We start from the raw sequence: 15816 nt of genomic DNA on the forward strand, positions 1-15816 counted from the left end.
ATTCATGGATGCGAATGACCGCCGCTTCAGTGGGTTCAGTCTGAGTACCGGCGTACTTCGGTATTCAGATCTGGCCTATCTGCTGGCTACCAGCGATGAGGATATCCAAGAGGGGTTGGTTGGCACCCTCCTGTTCACTATCGACCGTGGTACGCCGGGAGCTGCGAGCCTGGACTGGCTGGCCTGCTCGGGTACGGTCTGCCATCTTCCGAGTGAGCGTTATGTTGCGCTGGGCGTCCAGGGCCAGGTGCGGGTAATGGGAGGTGGCTCCCAGAGCGATGAGTCGATTTCGAACAGCGGTAGGGATCCTCGTTCGAGAGGACCGTTGAGGGAAGTGAGAGGCGTCGCCAGGGGGCGCGCTTATGCCGTGGGCACTTGTCGTCAGGCTTATGTTCGTGAAGATGAAGGGGTATGGCGTTGCATCGATCAGACTGCCCAGGGCGGAGATGTAGCGCTAACCGACACCAGCTTCGAATCCATCGATGGCTTCAGCGAACAGGAAATCTATACGGTTGGCTGGGAGGGAGAAATCTGGAGTTACGATGGTTCTGTTTTCACTCAGGCAAGCAGCCCCACCAACCTCGCCTTGTACAAGGTGCGTTGCGCTGGCGACGGTTACGCCTATGCCTGTGGACAACTGGGCACCTTGTTGCGTGGTCGCGGCGACAAGTGGGAAATCATCGAGCATGAGTCCACTCGGGAGGACCTCTGGGGCATGGAATACTTCGACGGCCACCTTTACGTTTCCTCGACGCACTTCGTCTATCGGCTGGTGGACGGACGCTTGGAGCGAGTGGACTTTGGCGATGATGTCCCAGCCTCCTGCTATCACCTGAGCGCGGCAGACGGAATCATGTGGTCGGTCGGAGCGAAAGATGTCATGGAGTTCGACGGACAATCCTGGAAGCGGATTCTCGAGATTCAGTGATCAACGAAGCGATGCCGAGAATGAGCCTGCCAATCGTCTCTATGCTCGATCAGCACGCCGAGGAAGCCGCCTTCCTCGCCCTGCTCCGCGACTACGCCGTGTGCGCGCCGCACTACGACCTGGAAGAGCTCGCCGAACTCGACCAGCGCATCGAGGCGCACCTGGATGGCCTGTCCATCGCCGGCCAGGCTGGATACGAAGCGCTGTTCGAGCAACTCGATGCGCATGCCCAGGGCGAGGCGTTCGCCCTCGCGGCGCTGGCCATGCAGGCTGGCGACGAGGCGGTGATCGGGCGGATGCGCGCCTGCCTGGCGGAGTCTAGGGAAGCCCGGCGCGGTTTCGCCGCCGCCCTCGGCTGGCTCGACTGGGAGCGCGTGCAGCCCTGGGTCGAGCGCCTGCTGGCCTCGCCGGAACCACTGTTCCGCAGCCTCGGCCTGGCCGCGTGCGGCATGCACCGGCAGGATCCGGGGCCGGCGCTGCTGTCCGCCCTCGGCCATGCCGACCCGGCGGTGCTGGCGCGCGCCGCGCGCACCGCCGGCGAGCTGCGTCGGCGCGACCTGATGGCGGATATCCGCGCCTACCGCGCTCACGACGACCCGAGCCTGTGCTTCTGGGCCAACTGGGCCACCGCGCAGATGGGCGACGAGGAGGCGTTGGGGCCATTGCGTGCGTTCGCCGGGCAGCCCGGCCCGTTCCAGCTGCCGGCGACCATGGTGCTGCTCGCCTGGCAGCCGCGCGATACCAGCATGGCCTGGATTCGCCAACTGATGCAGGCGGCGGAGACGCGGCGGATCGGCATCCAGGCCACCGGCCTGTTCGGCGATCCGGTGGCGGTGCCGTGGCTGATCCAGCAGATGCGCGACGAAAGCCTGGCGCGGGTCGCCGGCGAGGCCTTCAGCCTGATCACTGGCGCTGACCTGGCGTTGCTCGACCTGGAGCTGGAGGTTCTGCCCGACCACGACCCTGGCCCCAACGACGATCCCGACGACGAGAACGTGGCCCTCGACGACGACGAGAACCTTACCTGGCCGGAGGCGGAGCGAGTCTCCGCCTGGTGGCGGGACAACGGCGCGCGCTTCGTCGCAGGGCGCGCCTACCTGCTCGGCGAACCGCTGGGCGAGGCGCGTTGCCGCGAGGTCCTGCGCGACGGCCAGCAACGCCAGCGGATGGCCGCGGCGTGCCTGCTGGCGCGCTTCGTGCCGGGCCTGCCGCTGTTCCCCACCAGCGCGCCGGTGCGCCGGCAATTGGCCCTGTTCTGATAGCTGGCTGTCGCCGGTAGCGGCGGGTCGGGTGCTACCCCCTCGCACCGGCTTTTCCCATTCGACGATTTTCCCCGCACGAAGCCTGCCGGTTGACTGAAACCTTTCACCTCTTATGCGGGATGAATGGGAATGCCACTCGTTTGCCATGATAGCCTGCCGACATCGTCTGGAAATATCGTGAAAAAAGCTTACAAAGTGCGAGATAGAGGCTTCTTTTAATTTATGGTTAAGCTTCTGGCATTAGCGTTGAGTACCGGAAGTGACCGAACGGTCACGAAGGTTGCTCTGCGTTTGTTGTGCCTTTTTCCTATGGGGAAAGCGTCGGCAGACGTGGGAAAATTCAATCGATCCACTCATCGAGGTTCTGAACCATGCCAGACCGTATGCGGGGCGTTAAGACCGACTCACAGGAACAGGAAAGCGCGGACGACGCGCTGAAACGGATCGTCGATGGGTTCCAGCACTTCCGCCGGGAGGTCTTCCCGGAGCAGCAGGAACTGTTCAAGAAGCTCGCCAAGAGCCAGCGGCCGCGGGCCATGTTCATCACCTGCGCGGACTCGCGCATCGTCCCCGAACTGATCACCCAGAGTTCCCCCGGCGACCTGTTCGTCACCCGCAACGTCGGCAACGTGGTGCCGCCCTACGGGCAGATGAACGGCGGCGTCTCCACCGCCATCGAGTACGCCGTGCTGGCGCTGGGCGTGCACCACATCATCGTCTGCGGCCACTCCGATTGCGGCGCGATGCGCGCGGTGCTCGACCCGCAGACGCTGGAGCGCATGCCGACGGTCAAGGCCTGGCTGCGCCATGCCGAAGTGGCGCGCACGGTGGTGGCGGACAACTGCGACTGCGGCGCCAACCACGACACCCTCGGGGTGCTCACCGAAGAGAACGTGGTGGCGCAGCTCGACCACCTGCGCACGCACCCCTCGGTGGCCTCGCGCCTGGCCAGCGGGCAGCTGTTCATCCATGGCTGGGTGTACGACATCGAGAGCGCGCAGATCCGCGCCTATGACGCCAAGCAGGGCCGCTTCCTGCCGCTCGACGGCGAACACCCGGTGCCGATGGCCACGCCCGCGCCGCGCTACCTGAACCAATGACAGCGGCGGCCGTGCGGGCCGCCGGATAACAACAGCGTTTTCGCGTCACCTTTCGCCGTTCCTGCCATGGACGACCTCTGGGAAGCCCCGTTCCGGGGCTGAACGGGTCGCTATTACAAGAAAAACACACTGCGCACACACAACCGGTGCCGGGTCCGCCCCGGCGTCGCTCCCTCGTCGTGGAAAAAAATTCGCAGGAGAACTGTGCCATGCATGTTTCAAAGGTGTTTCCGTCCCTCCGGGACACGTTGCCACGGGACCTGATGGCCTCCGTGGTGGTGTTCCTCGTCGCCCTGCCGCTGTGCATGGGCATCGCCATCGCCTCCGGGATGCCGCCGGCCAAGGGCCTGCTCACCGGCATCGTCGGTGGCCTGGTGGTCGGCTTCCTGGCCGGCTCGCCGCTACAGGTCAGCGGCCCGGCGGCCGGCCTCGCGGTGCTGGTCTTCGAACTGGTGCGTACCTACGGGGTGGCCATGCTCGGGCCGATCCTGCTGCTGGCCGGGGCGATCCAGCTGGTGGCCGGGCGCCTGCGCCTGGGCTGCTGGTTCCGGGTCACCTCGCCGGCGGTGGTATACGGGATGCTCGCCGGCATCGGCATCCTCATCGTCCTTTCGCAATTGCACGTGATGCTCGATCTGGCGCCCAAGGCCTCCGGCCTCGACAACCTGCTGGCGTTCCCCCAGGCGGCATTCGCCGCGCTCGGCTCGCTGGGCATGGACAGCGGTCTCGACGCGGCGCTGCTCGGGCTGGGCACCATCGCCGTGATGTGGGGCTGGGACAAGCTGCGTCCGCAACGCCTGCGCTTTCTTCCCGGGGCGCTGCTCGGGGTGAGCCTGGCGACCCTGGCCAGCCTCTGGCTGGCGCTCGACGTGCGCCGGGTGGAGGTGCCGGCCAACCTCGGCGAGGCCATCGACTGGCTACGCCCGGCCGACCTGCTGGCCCTGGCCGATCCCTCCCTGCTGCTGGCGGCGGTGGTGGTGGCCTTCATCGCCAGTGCGGAAACCCTGCTCTCGGCGGCCGCGGTGGACCGCCTGCACGACGGCCCGCGCTCGGACATGGACCGCGAGCTGTCCGCCCAGGGCGTCGGCAACATGCTCTGCGGCCTGCTCGGCGCGCTGCCGATGACCGGGGTGATCGTGCGCAGCTCGGCCAACGTCAACGCCGGCGCGCGGACCCGCGCCTCGGCGATCTTCCATGGCCTCTGGCTGCTGGCCTTCGTCCTCCTGCTCGGCAGCCTGCTGCGGCAGATCCCGGTGGCGAGCCTGGCCGGGGTGCTGGTCTACACCGGGATCAAGCTGGTCGACTTCAAGGCCCTGGGCAACCTCGGTCGCTACGGGCGGATGCCGATGCTGGTGTATGCCGCCACCGCCCTGGCGATCGTCTTCACCGACCTGCTGACCGGCGTGCTGGTGGGCTTCGCCCTGACCCTGCTGAAGCTGGTGCTGAAGGCCGCGCGGCTGAAGATCGTCCTGCGCTACACCGGCGAGCACGAGGCCGAGCTGCGCCTGAGCGGCGCCGCGACCTTCCTCAAGGTGCCGGCGCTGTCGCGGATGCTCGACCAGGTGAAGCCGGGCACCACCCTGCACGTACCGATGGACAACCTCAGCTACGTCGATCACGCCTGCATGGAGCTGCTCGAGGACTGGGGGCGGATGGCGCCGGTGCAGGGTTCGCGCCTGGTGATCGAGCCGCGCGCGCTGAAACGGCGCCTGGAGGGTCGCCTGCGCAGCAACGCCGGGCTGGGCGGCGCGCGCAGCGGCGGAGCGGTCAGCCCAGGCTGAGTTCCACGCCGAGCTGCCTGGACAGGCACGGCCACTGCTGCCAGGCGGCGACCACCCGCGGGTTCTTCAGGTTCTCGCGGTAGGCGCGGGCCGACTCGGCGTCGAAGGTGTCGGCGTCGAGCATGTGCTCCAGCGCGTGGCGGACGGCCTCATCGAGCTGGTTGGCGAAGGGCTCGCCGATCAGTTGGTGGGCCACCAGGTTGGCCACGGTGGTGTCCAGCGGGATCAGCGCCTGACCGAAATGGGCGATGTAGCGGTCGTTCACTTCCTCCACCAGGCGGTGCGCCAGGTAGGCCTCGTCGAGCAGCGCGTCGAGGCCGTCGTGGCCGGCCAGCAGCGCCGGCGGGGTGAGGAAGAACTGTTCGGCGACCTTCAGCACCGGCTTGATCCGGTCCTCTATGCCGGCCTCGCGGGCCACGCTGTTGGCGGCGTCGAGCAGGTCCGGTACCTGTTCGACATAGGCGTGGACGAAGCGGGTGAGGATGTCTTCCGTGTTCTCTCCTTGCGGCCGGATGGTGCGGTGCAGGTGGGGCAGGCGGCTGGCTATCAGATCAGCCAGGTAACCGTGGCGGGCTTCGCTGAGGTGCGCCTGCTGGATGAGCTCGCGGAGGGCGGCGGTGTTCATGGGTTCTCCCATACAACGGGGATGGTGAGGAAGAGGTGAAACATAGCCGGCGGCGCGCGCCGGCTAAGACGCGATTGTCATAATCGTCCGATGGTTATGCGAGGATGATATATCAGGCGGCCACTATTCGCCTGCAAAGCCACGCCGCCCGCGGCTTTTAGAGAATAATCGGCACTTTCCAGCGACGTTTTTACGCTGCGTTGTTATGTCGCAGCCGCTGTCTATACTCCCACTCGAATGCTGAACCTGATGAACCCGGCCTGCCTTGCTGTGTGCCGAGGTGAGACGGTCAAAGTTCGCTGTCTTGGCGGTCCACCCCTTGGCCGTTGGCGTCTGCCGGCGGGATAAAAACAACGATAAGGGGAACCCGAATGCTGCGACATCCACGAGTCTGGATGGGCTTCCTTTTGCTCTCGGCGATCAGCCAGGCGAACGCCGCCTGGACGGTCAACATGGCCCCGGGCGCTACCGAGGTGAGTCGGTCCGTCTTCGACCTGCACATGACCATCTTCTGGATCTGCGTGGTGATCGGCGTGCTGGTCTTCGGCGCGATGTTCTGGTCGATGATCGTCCACCGCCGCTCCACCGGCCAGCAGCCGGCGCACTTCCACGAGAGCACCACGGTGGAGATTCTCTGGACGGTGGTGCCGTTCGTGATCCTGGTGGTGATGGCGGTGCCCGCCACCCGCACCCTGATCCACATCTACGACACCTCCGAGCCGGAGCTGGACGTGCAGGTCACCGGCTATCAGTGGAAGTGGCAGTACAAGTACCTGGGCCAGGATGTGGAGTACTTCAGCAACCTGGCCACCCCGCAGGAGCAGATCCGCAACCAGCAGGCGAAGGACGAGCACTACCTGCTGGAAGTGGACGAGCCGCTGGTGCTGCCGGTGGGCACCAAGGTGCGCTTCCTGATCACCTCCAGCGACGTGATCCATTCCTGGTGGGTGCCGGCCTTCGCGGTCAAGCGCGACGCCATCCCCGGCTTCGTCAACGAGGCCTGGACCAAGGTCGACGAGCCCGGCATCTACCGTGGCCAGTGCGCCGAGCTGTGCGGCAAGGACCACGGCTTCATGCCGATCGTGGTCGACGTCAAGCCCAAGGCCGAGTTCGACCAGTGGCTGGCCAAGCGCAAGGAAGAGGCGGCCAAGGTCAAGGAACTGACCAGCAAGGAGTGGACCAAGGAAGAACTGGTCGCCCGCGGCGACAAGGTCTACCACACCATCTGCGCCGCCTGTCACCAGGCCGAGGGCCAGGGCATGCCGCCGATGTTCCCGGCGCTGAAGGGCTCCAAGGTGGTCACCGGGCCGAAGGAACATCACCTGGAAGTGGTCTTCAACGGCGTGGCCGGCACCGCCATGGCGGCCTTCGGCAAGCAGCTCAACGAGGTCGACCTGGCCGCGGTGATCACCTACGAGCGCAACGCCTGGGGCAACGACGACGGCGACATGGTCACCCCCAAAGACGTCGTCGCCTACAAGCAGAAACAACAATAGGAGACCGCCATGAGTGCTGTGATCGATACGCCCGACCACCATGCCGGCGACCACCACCACGGGCCGGCCAAGGGCCTGATGCGCTGGGTGCTGACCACCAACCACAAGGACATCGGCACCCTCTACCTGTGGTTCAGCTTCATGATGTTCCTGCTCGGCGGCTCGATGGCCATGGTGATCCGCGCCGAGCTGTTCCAGCCCGGGCTGCAGATCGTCGAGCCGGCGTTCTTCAACCAGATGACCACCATGCACGGCCTGATCATGGTCTTCGGCGCGGTGATGCCGGCCTTCGTCGGCCTGGCCAACTGGATGATCCCGCTGATGATCGGCGCGCCGGACATGGCCCTGCCACGGATGAACAACTTCAGCTTCTGGCTGCTCCCGGCGGCCTTCGGCCTGCTGGTCAGCACCCTGTTCATGCCCGGCGGCGGCCCCAACTTCGGCTGGACCTTCTACGCGCCGCTGTCGACCACCTTCGCCCCGCACAGCGTGACCTTCTTCATCTTCGCCATCCACCTGGCCGGGATCAGCTCGATCATGGGCGCGATCAACGTGATCGCCACCATCCTCAACCTGCGTGCGCCGGGCATGACCCTGATGAAGATGCCGCTGTTCGTCTGGACCTGGCTGATCACCGCGTTCCTGCTGATCGCGGTGATGCCGGTGCTGGCCGGGGTGGTGACCATGATGCTGATGGACATCCATTTCGGCACCAGCTTCTTCAGCGCCGCCGGCGGCGGCGACCCGGTGCTGTTCCAGCACGTGTTCTGGTTCTTCGGCCACCCCGAGGTGTACATCATGATCCTGCCCGCCTTCGGCGCGGTCAGCGCGATCATCCCGACCTTCGCGCGCAAGCCGCTGTTCGGCTACACCTCGATGGTCTACGCCACCGCCAGCATCGCCTTCCTCTCCTTCGTGGTCTGGGCGCACCACATGTTCGTGGTCGGCATCCCGGTCACCGGCGAGCTGTTCTTCATGTACGCCACCATGCTGATCGCCGTGCCCACCGGGGTGAAGGTGTTCAACTGGGTGACCACCATGTGGGAGGGCTCGCTGACCTTCGAGACGCCGATGCTGTTCGCCGTGGCCTTCGTCATCCTGTTCACCATCGGCGGCTTCTCCGGCCTGATGCTGGCGATCGCCCCGGCGGACTTCCAGTACCACGACACCTACTTCGTGGTCGCCCACTTCCACTACGTGCTGGTGCCCGGCGCGATCTTCGGCATCTTCGCCTCGGCCTACTACTGGCTGCCGAAGTGGACCGGCCACATGTACGACGAGACCCTCGGCAAGCTGCACTTCTGGATGAGCTTCGTCGGCATGAACCTGGCGTTCTTCCCGATGCACTTCGTCGGCCTCGCCGGCATGCCGCGACGGATCCCGGACTACAACCTGCAGTTCGCCGACTTCAACATGGTCTCGTCGATCGGCGCCTTCATGTTCGGCACCACCCAGCTGCTGTTCCTGTTCATCGTCATCAAGTGCATCCGCAGCGGCAAGCCGGCCCCGGCCAAGCCCTGGGATGGCGCCGAGGGCCTGGAGTGGAGCATTCCCTCGCCGGCGCCCTACCACACCTTCAGCACCCCGCCCGAGGTCAAGTGAGGAGCGTGCCATGAGCGATGCCAAGGTCGATACCCGCCGCCTGGTCGGCCGCCTGTTGCTGGTGACCGTGCTGATGTTCGCCTTCGGCTTCGCCCTGGTGCCGATCTACGACGTGATGTGCCGGGCCCTGGGGATCAATGGCAAGACCGCCGGCAGCGCCTACAGCGGCGAGCAGCAGGTGGACGTGGGGCGCGAGGTGAAGGTGCAGTTCATGACCTCGAACAACATCGACATGGTCTGGGAGTTCCGCTCCGCCGGCGACCAACTGGTGGTGCACCCCGGCGCGGTGAACCAGATGGTGTTCTACGCGCGCAACCCGAGCGACAAGCCGATGACCGCCCAGGCCATCCCGAGCATCGCCCCGGCCGAGGCCGCCGCCTACTTCCACAAGACCGAATGCTTCTGTTTCACCCAGCAGGTGCTGCAACCCGGCGAGAGCATCGAGATGCCGGTGCGCTTCATCGTCGACCGCGATCTGCCCAAGGATGTGCGGCACGTGACGCTGGCCTACACCCTCTTCGATATCACTGCGCGCAATCCGCCCGTACCGGTTGCGGGACGATAGGGAGAACGATATGGCAAGCCACGAACACTATTACGTCCCCGCCCAGAGCAAGTGGCCGATCATCGCCAGCATCGGCCTGCTGGTGACGGTGTTCGGCCTGGGTACCTGGTTCAACGACCTCACCGCCGGGCACGAGGAGTCCCACGGCCCGTGGATCTTCTTCGTCGGCGGGCTGATCATCGCCTACATGCTGTTCGGCTGGTTCGGCAACGTCATCCGCGAAAGCCGCGCCGGGCTCTATAGCGCGCAGATGGACCGCTCGTTCCGCTGGGGCATGAGCTGGTTCATCTTCTCCGAGGTGATGTTCTTCGCCGCCTTCTTCGGCGCGCTTTTCTATGTCCGCCACTTCGCCGGTCCCTGGCTCGGCGGCGAGGGTGCCAAGGGCGTGGCGCACATGCTCTGGCCGAACTTCCAGTACAGCTGGCCGCTGCTGCAGACGCCGGACCCGAAGCTGTTCCCGCCGCCGAGCGCGGTGATCGAGCCGTGGAAGCTGCCGCTGATCAACACCATCCTGCTGGTCACCTCCAGCTTCACCGTGACCTTCGCCCACCACGCCCTGAAGAAGAACAGGCGCGGCCCGCTCAAGGCCTGGCTGGCGCTGACCGTGCTGCTGGGGATCGCCTTCCTGATCCTGCAGGCCGAGGAATACGTGCACGCCTACAACGAGCTGGGCCTGACCCTCGGTGCCGGCATCTACGGCTCGACCTTCTTCATGCTCACCGGCTTCCACGGCGCCCACGTGACCCTCGGCGCGCTGATCCTCGGCATCATGCTGATCCGCATCCTGCGCGGTCACTTCGATGCCGAGCACCATTTCGGCTTCGAGGCCGCCAGCTGGTACTGGCATTTCGTCGACGTGGTCTGGATCGGCCTGTTCATCTTCGTCTACGTGATCTGACCGCCACCGGAGGAATCAGAAATGCCAGGGCGCGTGGCTGTTCAGCTCGCCGCTGTAGAAGCCCCAGGCGATCAGCGCCAGGGTCGCCGCGGCGAGCACCACGCGCACGGTCAGCGAGTTGACCACGCGGGAACCATGACCCTGGTCGCGGACCAGGAAGAACAGGCCACTGAACAGGCTCACCAGGGTAGCCAGCAGTAGCAGGACGATCGCCACTTTCAACATGGTGGGACTCCGGCGATGGGGGGATTCATGCAGTATAGCCAGCGCCTCGCGGAGGCCGGACGCAACGACAGACGCAGCATGCGCGGCGCGTTCCGCCCCGGCCTGCTGCCGACCCTGGTGGTCCTCGGCCTGCTGCCGGTGCTGCTCTGGCTGGGTACCTGGCAACTGCAGCGGGCCGACGAGAAGCGCGCCCTGCTGGCCAGCTACGAGGCCCGGCGCGACGCCGATCCGCTGTCGCCCGGGCAGCTAGAGGACTTGCGCGACCCGGCGTACGTCCGCGTGCGCCTGCACGGCCGCTTCGACGAGCGGCATACGCTGCTGCTGGACAACCGCCTGCGCAACGGCCAGGCCGGGGTGGAGGTGCTGCAACCCTTCTACGACCAGGCCAGCGGCCTCTGGTTGCTGGTCAACCGCGGCTGGGTGCCCTGGAGCGACCGGCGTTCGCCGCCGACGCTGGAAACTCCGGATCGCGTCCTCCTGCTCGACGCCTGGACCTACCTGCCGCCACCCGGCGGCCTGCACCTGGCCGACGCGCCGGCCGTCGGCTGGCCGCGCCTGGTGACCCAACTGGAGATCCCCGCGCTGTGGCGGGACTTCGGTCGCGCCGGGTTGCCCTGGGAAATCCGCCTGGAGCCGGGCGACGGCAGCTTCGACACCGACTGGCCGCTGGTCTCGATGCCGCCGGAGCGGCACACCGGCTACGCCGCGCAGTGGTTCGCCCTGGCGGCGGCCCTGCTCGCCCTCTACCTCTACCTCGGCGTGCGCCGCGCACGGGAGAAAAACCATGAGTCTCGCGATTCCGATGCCTGAACGTCCGCGCCGCGCCCGTGGCCGCCTGCAACTGCTGGCGATCATCGGCCTGGTGGTGGGGCCGATGCTGCTCGCCAGCGCCATGTACAAATGGAATTTCTGGGTGCCGCAGGGGCGCAGCTACAGCGGCGCGCTGATCGGCAACGGCCAGACCCCCGCCGACCTCGGCGTGCAGGGACGCAGCCAGGGCGAGCCGTGGCAACTGCTGGTGACCGCGCCGGGCACTTGCGGCGAGGACTGCCAGCAACTGGTCTACCTGGCCCGCCAGGTCAACATCGCCCTCGGCCGCGAAGCCTCGCGCGCCGGCCACGCCCTGGCCGCCAGCGGCGAGCTGCCGGCGGACTTCGCCAACCTGGTGAAACTGGACTACCCGCGCCTGCAGCGCTACGGCCTGGACCCGGCGCTGTACGACAAGGCCGGCGGCGGCGAGCGGCCGCTGCTGTGGGTGGTCGACCCGCACGGCAACCTGGTGCTGCGCTACGACGCCAAGGCCAACGGCAAGAAGCTGCTGAAGGACGTGCAACTGCTGCTCAAGCTCTCGCATATCGGTTGATCGGCGTGGCCGGCGCGGTTCCCGGCCCGATGAGGACAGAACGACAAGAAAAAGGGGCCCGCGAATGTCAGGCGCAACCCGCAAACCCGGTTTCACCGTCGCCGTGCTGGCGACCCTGCTGGCCGCCGTGGTGGTCCTGCTCGGCGCCTATACCCGGCTGACCCACGCCGGCCTCGGCTGTCCGGACTGGCCAGGCTGCTATGGCTTCGTCCACGTGCCGCTGAGCGAGGCGCAACTGGCCCACGCCGAGCTGCACTTCCCCGACGCCCCGGTGGAGGCGCAGAAGGGCTGGAACGAGATGATCCACCGCTATTTCGCCGGCGCCCTCGGCCTGCTCATCCTTGGCCTGGCGTTGCATGCGCTGGTCCGCCGCGGGCGCGACGGCCAACCGCTGAAGCTGCCGCTGCTGCTGCTCGCGGTGGTGATCGCGCAGGCCGCCTTCGGCATGTGGACGGTGACCCTCAAGCTCTGGCCGCAGGTGGTCACCGCCCATCTGCTCGGCGGCTTCACCACCCTGGCGCTGCTCTTTCTCCTCGCCCTGCGCCTCTCCGGACGCTTCGCGGCGCGGCGCTACCCGGCGGCGACCCGCGGACTGGCGGGGCTGGCCCTGCTCCTGGTGATCGGCCAGATCACCCTCGGCGGCTGGGTCAGCAGCAACTACGCGGCGGTGGCCTGCATCGACCTGCCCACCTGCCATGGCGAGTGGTGGCCGCGGATGGACTTCGCCAACGGCTTCCACCTGACCCAGCACATCGGCCCCAACTACCTCGGCGGCCAGCTCGACAGCGACGCGCGCACGGCGATCCACATGACCCACCGGATCGGCGCGCTGTGCGTGACCCTGGTCCTCCTGCTGCTCGCCTGGCGCCTGCAGCGCAGCGGCCTGGTCTGGCCGACTGCGCTGATGCTGCTCGGCCTGTCGCTGCAGATCGGCCTGGGCATCAGCAACGTGCTGCTGCACCTGCCGCTGCCGGTGGCGGTGGCGCACAACGGCGGTGGCGCTCTGCTGCTGCTCAGCCTGGTGCTGGTCAACTATCGCCTGCGCGCGCCGGCCAGCGTCCGCGCGCCGGCACCGTCGCCGCAGCGCGTGCGCCGCACGCTGCCGCCGGCGCAAGGTTCGCGGCTGAAGGCCGCCTGACAGACAGAAGGATGGAGGTAAGGATATGGCCACCGTCATCGATCGCCACAGCCAGCCGACCTGGCGCGACTTCCTCGAACTGACCAAGCCCAAGGTCGTGGTGCTGATGCTGATCACCTCGCTGATCGGCATGCTGCTCGCCACCAAGGCGCCGCTGGATGGCTTCGTGCCCTGGCAGGTGCTGATCTTCGGCAACCTCGGCATCGGCCTTTGTGCCGGCGCGGCGGCGGCGGTCAACCACGTGGTGGACCGCCGCATCGACTCGATCATGGCGCGGACCCACAAGCGACCGCTGGCCGAGGGTCGAGTGTCGCCGAGCATGGCGCTGGGCTTCGCGCTGCTCCTGGCGCTGGCCGGGATGGCCGTGCTGCTGGCCTTCACCAACCCGCTGACGGCCTGGCTGACCCTCGCCTCGCTGCTCGGCTACGCGGCGCTCTACACCGGCTTCCTGAAGCGCGCCACGCCGCAGAACATCGTCATCGGCGGGCTCGCCGGGGCGGCGCCGCCGCTGCTCGGCTGGGTCGCCATCACCGGCCACCTGAGCGCCGAGCCGCTGTTGCTGGTACTGATCATCTTCGCCTGGACCCCACCGCACTTCTGGGCGCTCTGCATCCACCGCAAGGACGAATACGCCAAGGCCGACATCCCGATGCTGCCGGTGACCCACGGCGAGCGCTACACCAAGCTGCACATCCTGCTCTACACCCTGGTGCTGTTCGCGGTGAGCCTGATGCCGTTCGTCATCCACATGAGCGGGCTGGTCTACCTGCTCTGCGCCCTGGCCCTGGGCGCACGCTTCCTCGACTGGGCCTGGGCGCTCTACTGTGACAGCCGGCCACATGCGGCGATAAGGACCTTCAAGTACTCTATCGTCTACCTGTTCCTGCTGTTCATGGCGCTGCTGGTGGACCACTATCTGCCGCTGAAGCTGCTTCTCTGATCCCACTCTAGAGCCTTGCCCACCCATGACTCGAGTCAACAAGACCGCCCTCGTCCTCGCCGCCCTGGTCGCCCTGGTCCTCGGCCTCACCGTGCACAAGGTGCTCACCGCCCAGCGCCAGGCCGACCCCACGGTACTGCTCGATGCCGGCATCGTGATCCTGCCGCAGACGCGCAAGGTACCGGCGCTGGAGTTCACCAACCAGGACGGCCAGGCGGTCGGCACCGACAGCCTCAAGGGGCGCTGGCACCTGCTGTTCTTCGGCTACACCTTCTGCCCCGACGTCTGCCCGACCACCCTCGCCCAGCTCCGCGAACTGCAGGGCAAGCTGCCGCAGGAGGTGCGCGACGACCTGCAGGTGGTATTCGTCAGCGTCGACCCGAACCGCGACACGCCGCAACAGATCAAGCAATACCTGGGTTACTTCAATGCCGGCTTCCAGGGCCTCACCGGTACCCCGGAGAACATCCAGAAGCTGGCCAACGCCTTGAGCATCCCCTATATCCCCGCCGACACCAGCAAGCCCAACTACACCGTCGATCACAGCGGCAACCTGGTGATCATCGGCCCGGACGGCGAGCAGCACGGCTTCATCCGCGCGCCGCTGAACAACGCCAAGCTGGAAGCCCAGCTGCCCGGCGTGCTCAAGCCGCAGGCCTGACCCTCCCCGCCCCGTCCAGGGGCGACCCGCCTCAGGCGCGGCGCATGCCGATATGCGGGATGTCGTCTTCCAGGTAGACCTCGGTGACCGGGACGAAGCCGTAGCGGCCATAGTAGGCCTGCAGGTGGGCCTGGGCCGAGAGGTACACCGGGGTGTCCAGCCAGAGCCGCTCCGCCGCCTGCAGCGCGCGTTCCATCAACTGGTGGCCGAGCCCCTGGCCGCGCGCGGCCGAGGAGCTGACCACCCGGCCGATCACCACCTGGCCCTCATGGCGAACCGGGTCGAGCAGGCGCAGGTAGGCCAGCAACTGGCCGTCGCGCCAGGCCATCAGGTGATGGGTGTCGCCGACCAGGTCGAGGCCGTCGACCTCCTGATAGGGGCATTTCTGTTCCACCACGAAGACCTCGGTGCGCAATTGCAGCAGCGCGTAGAGCTCCTTCAGGGTGAGGTCGGCGTGGTGCTTGCAGGTCCAGTCGAGCGACATGGTCGGGATTCCGGAGCAGAGGACAGGAACGCGGTTATGCCATGGGCGGCGGGCCGCTGGAAAGGCGTGGCGGGTCGGTTTCGTTTCAGAACCCACGCGGCTATCCTGTGGCGAACGGCTGGAGGTGTCTCATGCGTTGGGAAGAACTGAGCGAACAACCCTGTTCGCTGGCGCGGGTACTGGCGATCGTCGGCGATCGCTGGACCCTGCTGGTATTGCGCGACTGCTTCCTGGGCATTCGCCGTTTCGACGACTTCGAGCGCAGTCTCGGCGTGACCCGTCACGTCCTCGCCGACCGCCTCAAGCGCCTGGTGGAGGCGGAGATCCTGGCCAAGTCGCCCTACCAGGAGAAGCCGCTGCGCGAGGAATATCGCCTGACCGAGAAAGGGATGGAGCTCTATCCGACGATCCTCTCCCTGGTGAACTGGGGCGACCGCCACCTCGCCGGCGTCGAGGGCCCGCCGCTGGAGCACGTGCACAAGCGGTGCGGTCAGCACATGCATGGGGTGCTGGTCTGTTCCGAATGCGGCGAGCCATTGCATGCGCGGGACGTGACGGTGCGCGAGGGGCTGTTCTGGCGTGGGCGCCTGTTACGGCGGGGTTGACCGATACACCGTTTGCCTGGGGTGGCCTGCCATCGCCCCGGGTTGCCCCGCGCGGTTTCCTCTGCTTTCAGGGAAAGGATCGAGGCTGCGCCGGCCATTCGGCAACTCGCGTTTCCTGGCCGGTCCGGTGAATCGGCGGATAA

General features: G+C 66.7%; 17 protein-coding genes. 14 read left to right on the plus strand and 3 right to left on the minus strand.

The window, feature by feature from the left end:
* Window positions 1-4 precede the first annotated feature (4 nt).
* The 4 genes from PSPA7_RS00840 (at window position 5) to PSPA7_RS00855 (ending at window position 5071) form a co-directional block, all read left to right on the plus strand.
* Window positions 5-928: a hypothetical protein gene (locus PSPA7_RS00840; protein WP_033998069.1), complete on the plus strand. Its 924-nt coding sequence runs from the start codon at window positions 5-7 to the stop codon at window positions 926-928.
* Between the two features lie 11 nt (window positions 929-939).
* On the plus strand, window positions 940-2187 hold the full coding sequence (locus PSPA7_RS00845) for a TIGR02270 family protein (RefSeq protein WP_041025444.1): 1248 nt from the start codon (window positions 940-942) through the stop codon (window positions 2185-2187).
* A gap of 374 nt (window positions 2188-2561) precedes the next feature.
* Window positions 2562-3290, plus strand: a complete 729-nt coding sequence (locus PSPA7_RS00850) for a carbonic anhydrase (protein ID WP_011979151.1) — start codon at window positions 2562-2564, stop codon at window positions 3288-3290.
* Window positions 3291-3499: 209 nt separating this feature from the next.
* On the plus strand, window positions 3500-5071 hold the full coding sequence (locus PSPA7_RS00855; protein ID WP_011979152.1) for a SulP family inorganic anion transporter: 1572 nt from the start codon (window positions 3500-3502) through the stop codon (window positions 5069-5071).
* On the opposite strand, the gene PSPA7_RS00860 is transcribed toward PSPA7_RS00855, so the two are convergent.
* Entirely contained in the window at window positions 5058-5696 is a 639-nt protein-coding gene (locus tag PSPA7_RS00860; protein ID WP_011979153.1) for a hypothetical protein, read from the minus strand. The two genes, PSPA7_RS00855 and PSPA7_RS00860, sit on opposite strands and share 14 nt — an antisense overlap.
* Before the next feature lie 371 nt (window positions 5697-6067).
* Between PSPA7_RS00860 and coxB the strand changes: the two genes are divergently transcribed.
* Genes coxB through PSPA7_RS00880 form a run of 4 tightly spaced genes read left to right on the plus strand, consistent with a single transcriptional unit; the run spans window position 6068 to window position 10257 of the window.
* Window positions 6068-7192 carry a cytochrome c oxidase subunit II gene (gene coxB / locus PSPA7_RS00865; RefSeq protein ID WP_003157689.1) on the plus strand — a complete coding sequence of 375 codons (1125 nt, stop codon included), beginning with the start codon at window positions 6068-6070 and terminating at the stop codon, window positions 7190-7192.
* Window positions 7193-7201: 9 nt separating this feature from the next.
* The gene (gene ctaD, locus PSPA7_RS00870; RefSeq protein WP_003157690.1) at window positions 7202-8794 is read left to right on the plus strand and encodes a cytochrome c oxidase subunit I; all 1593 of its coding nucleotides are present in this window, start codon (window positions 7202-7204) and stop codon (window positions 8792-8794) included.
* Between the two features lie 10 nt (window positions 8795-8804).
* Window positions 8805-9359 (plus strand): cytochrome c oxidase assembly protein, encoded by a 555-nt coding sequence (locus tag PSPA7_RS00875; protein WP_003157691.1) that lies wholly within the window; start codon window positions 8805-8807, stop codon window positions 9357-9359.
* A gap of 10 nt (window positions 9360-9369) precedes the next feature.
* Entirely contained in the window at window positions 9370-10257 is an 888-nt protein-coding gene (locus tag PSPA7_RS00880) for a cytochrome c oxidase subunit 3 (RefSeq protein WP_003157692.1), read from the plus strand.
* 15 nt (window positions 10258-10272) lie between these two features.
* On the opposite strand, the gene PSPA7_RS00885 is transcribed toward PSPA7_RS00880, so the two are convergent.
* Window positions 10273-10482, minus strand: a complete 210-nt coding sequence (locus tag PSPA7_RS00885; RefSeq protein ID WP_011979156.1) for a twin transmembrane helix small protein — start codon at window positions 10480-10482, stop codon at window positions 10273-10275.
* 15 nt (window positions 10483-10497) lie between these two features.
* Here PSPA7_RS00885 and PSPA7_RS00890 point away from each other — a divergent pair, with 15 nt between their 5' ends.
* The 5 genes from PSPA7_RS00890 (at window position 10498) to senC (ending at window position 14584) form a co-directional block, all read left to right on the plus strand.
* The gene (locus PSPA7_RS00890; protein ID WP_023443439.1) at window positions 10498-11292 is read left to right on the plus strand and encodes an SURF1 family protein; all 795 of its coding nucleotides are present in this window, start codon (window positions 10498-10500) and stop codon (window positions 11290-11292) included.
* Window positions 11267-11845 (plus strand): PA_0111/PP_0108 family redox-active disulfide protein, encoded by a 579-nt coding sequence (locus PSPA7_RS00895; RefSeq protein ID WP_011979158.1) that lies wholly within the window; start codon window positions 11267-11269, stop codon window positions 11843-11845. Before PSPA7_RS00890 ends, PSPA7_RS00895 begins: the two co-directional genes overlap by 26 nt.
* A 64-nt stretch (window positions 11846-11909) precedes the next feature.
* A complete protein-coding gene (locus PSPA7_RS00900) occupies window positions 11910-12983 on the plus strand; it encodes a COX15/CtaA family protein (protein ID WP_011979159.1) in 1074 nt (357 codons plus the stop codon).
* 25 nt (window positions 12984-13008) lie between these two features.
* Window positions 13009-13923 carry a heme o synthase gene (cyoE, locus tag PSPA7_RS00905; protein ID WP_011979160.1) on the plus strand — a complete coding sequence of 305 codons (915 nt, stop codon included), beginning with the start codon at window positions 13009-13011 and terminating at the stop codon, window positions 13921-13923.
* 25 nt (window positions 13924-13948) lie between these two features.
* The gene (gene senC, locus PSPA7_RS00910; RefSeq protein ID WP_003156077.1) at window positions 13949-14584 is read left to right on the plus strand and encodes a cytochrome c oxidase copper chaperone SenC; all 636 of its coding nucleotides are present in this window, start codon (window positions 13949-13951) and stop codon (window positions 14582-14584) included.
* A gap of 31 nt (window positions 14585-14615) precedes the next feature.
* On the opposite strand, the gene PSPA7_RS00915 is transcribed toward senC, so the two are convergent.
* A complete protein-coding gene (locus PSPA7_RS00915; RefSeq protein ID WP_003156078.1) occupies window positions 14616-15068 on the minus strand; it encodes a GNAT family N-acetyltransferase in 453 nt (150 codons plus the stop codon).
* 131 nt (window positions 15069-15199) lie between these two features.
* Here PSPA7_RS00915 and PSPA7_RS00920 point away from each other — a divergent pair, with 131 nt between their 5' ends.
* The gene (locus PSPA7_RS00920) at window positions 15200-15673 is read left to right on the plus strand and encodes a winged helix-turn-helix transcriptional regulator (RefSeq protein ID WP_003156080.1); all 474 of its coding nucleotides are present in this window, start codon (window positions 15200-15202) and stop codon (window positions 15671-15673) included.
* The last annotated feature ends 143 nt before the right edge of the window (window positions 15674-15816 follow it).

It is taken from the genome of Pseudomonas paraeruginosa PA7 (assembly GCF_000017205.1).
GTDB lineage: Bacteria > Pseudomonadota > Gammaproteobacteria > Pseudomonadales > Pseudomonadaceae > Pseudomonas > Pseudomonas paraeruginosa.

Excerpts from the sequence above, each read along its gene's own strand:
- PSPA7_RS00840 (WP_033998069.1), top strand. The coding sequence starts at position 5 with ATGGATGCGAATGACCGCCGCTTCAGTGGGTTCAGTCTGAGTACCGGC.
- PSPA7_RS00845 (WP_041025444.1), top strand. The coding sequence starts at position 940 with ATGCCGAGAATGAGCCTGCCAATCGTCTCTATGCTCGATCAGCACGCC.
- PSPA7_RS00850 (WP_011979151.1), top strand. The coding sequence starts at position 2,562 with ATGCCAGACCGTATGCGGGGCGTTAAGACCGACTCACAGGAACAGGAA.
- PSPA7_RS00855 (WP_011979152.1), top strand. The coding sequence starts at position 3,500 with ATGCATGTTTCAAAGGTGTTTCCGTCCCTCCGGGACACGTTGCCACGG.
- PSPA7_RS00860 (WP_011979153.1), bottom strand. The coding sequence starts at position 5,696 with ATGAACACCGCCGCCCTCCGCGAGCTCATCCAGCAGGCGCACCTCAGC.
- coxB (WP_003157689.1), top strand. The coding sequence starts at position 6,068 with ATGCTGCGACATCCACGAGTCTGGATGGGCTTCCTTTTGCTCTCGGCG.
- ctaD (WP_003157690.1), top strand. The coding sequence starts at position 7,202 with ATGAGTGCTGTGATCGATACGCCCGACCACCATGCCGGCGACCACCAC.
- PSPA7_RS00875 (WP_003157691.1), top strand. The coding sequence starts at position 8,805 with ATGAGCGATGCCAAGGTCGATACCCGCCGCCTGGTCGGCCGCCTGTTG.
- PSPA7_RS00880 (WP_003157692.1), top strand. The coding sequence starts at position 9,370 with ATGGCAAGCCACGAACACTATTACGTCCCCGCCCAGAGCAAGTGGCCG.
- PSPA7_RS00885 (WP_011979156.1), bottom strand. The coding sequence starts at position 10,482 with ATGTTGAAAGTGGCGATCGTCCTGCTACTGCTGGCTACCCTGGTGAGC.
- PSPA7_RS00890 (WP_023443439.1), top strand. The coding sequence starts at position 10,498 with ATGGGGGGATTCATGCAGTATAGCCAGCGCCTCGCGGAGGCCGGACGC.
- PSPA7_RS00895 (WP_011979158.1), top strand. The coding sequence starts at position 11,267 with ATGAGTCTCGCGATTCCGATGCCTGAACGTCCGCGCCGCGCCCGTGGC.
- PSPA7_RS00900 (WP_011979159.1), top strand. The coding sequence starts at position 11,910 with ATGTCAGGCGCAACCCGCAAACCCGGTTTCACCGTCGCCGTGCTGGCG.
- cyoE (WP_011979160.1), top strand. The coding sequence starts at position 13,009 with ATGGCCACCGTCATCGATCGCCACAGCCAGCCGACCTGGCGCGACTTC.
- senC (WP_003156077.1), top strand. The coding sequence starts at position 13,949 with ATGACTCGAGTCAACAAGACCGCCCTCGTCCTCGCCGCCCTGGTCGCC.
- PSPA7_RS00915 (WP_003156078.1), bottom strand. The coding sequence starts at position 15,068 with ATGTCGCTCGACTGGACCTGCAAGCACCACGCCGACCTCACCCTGAAG.
- PSPA7_RS00920 (WP_003156080.1), top strand. The coding sequence starts at position 15,200 with ATGCGTTGGGAAGAACTGAGCGAACAACCCTGTTCGCTGGCGCGGGTA.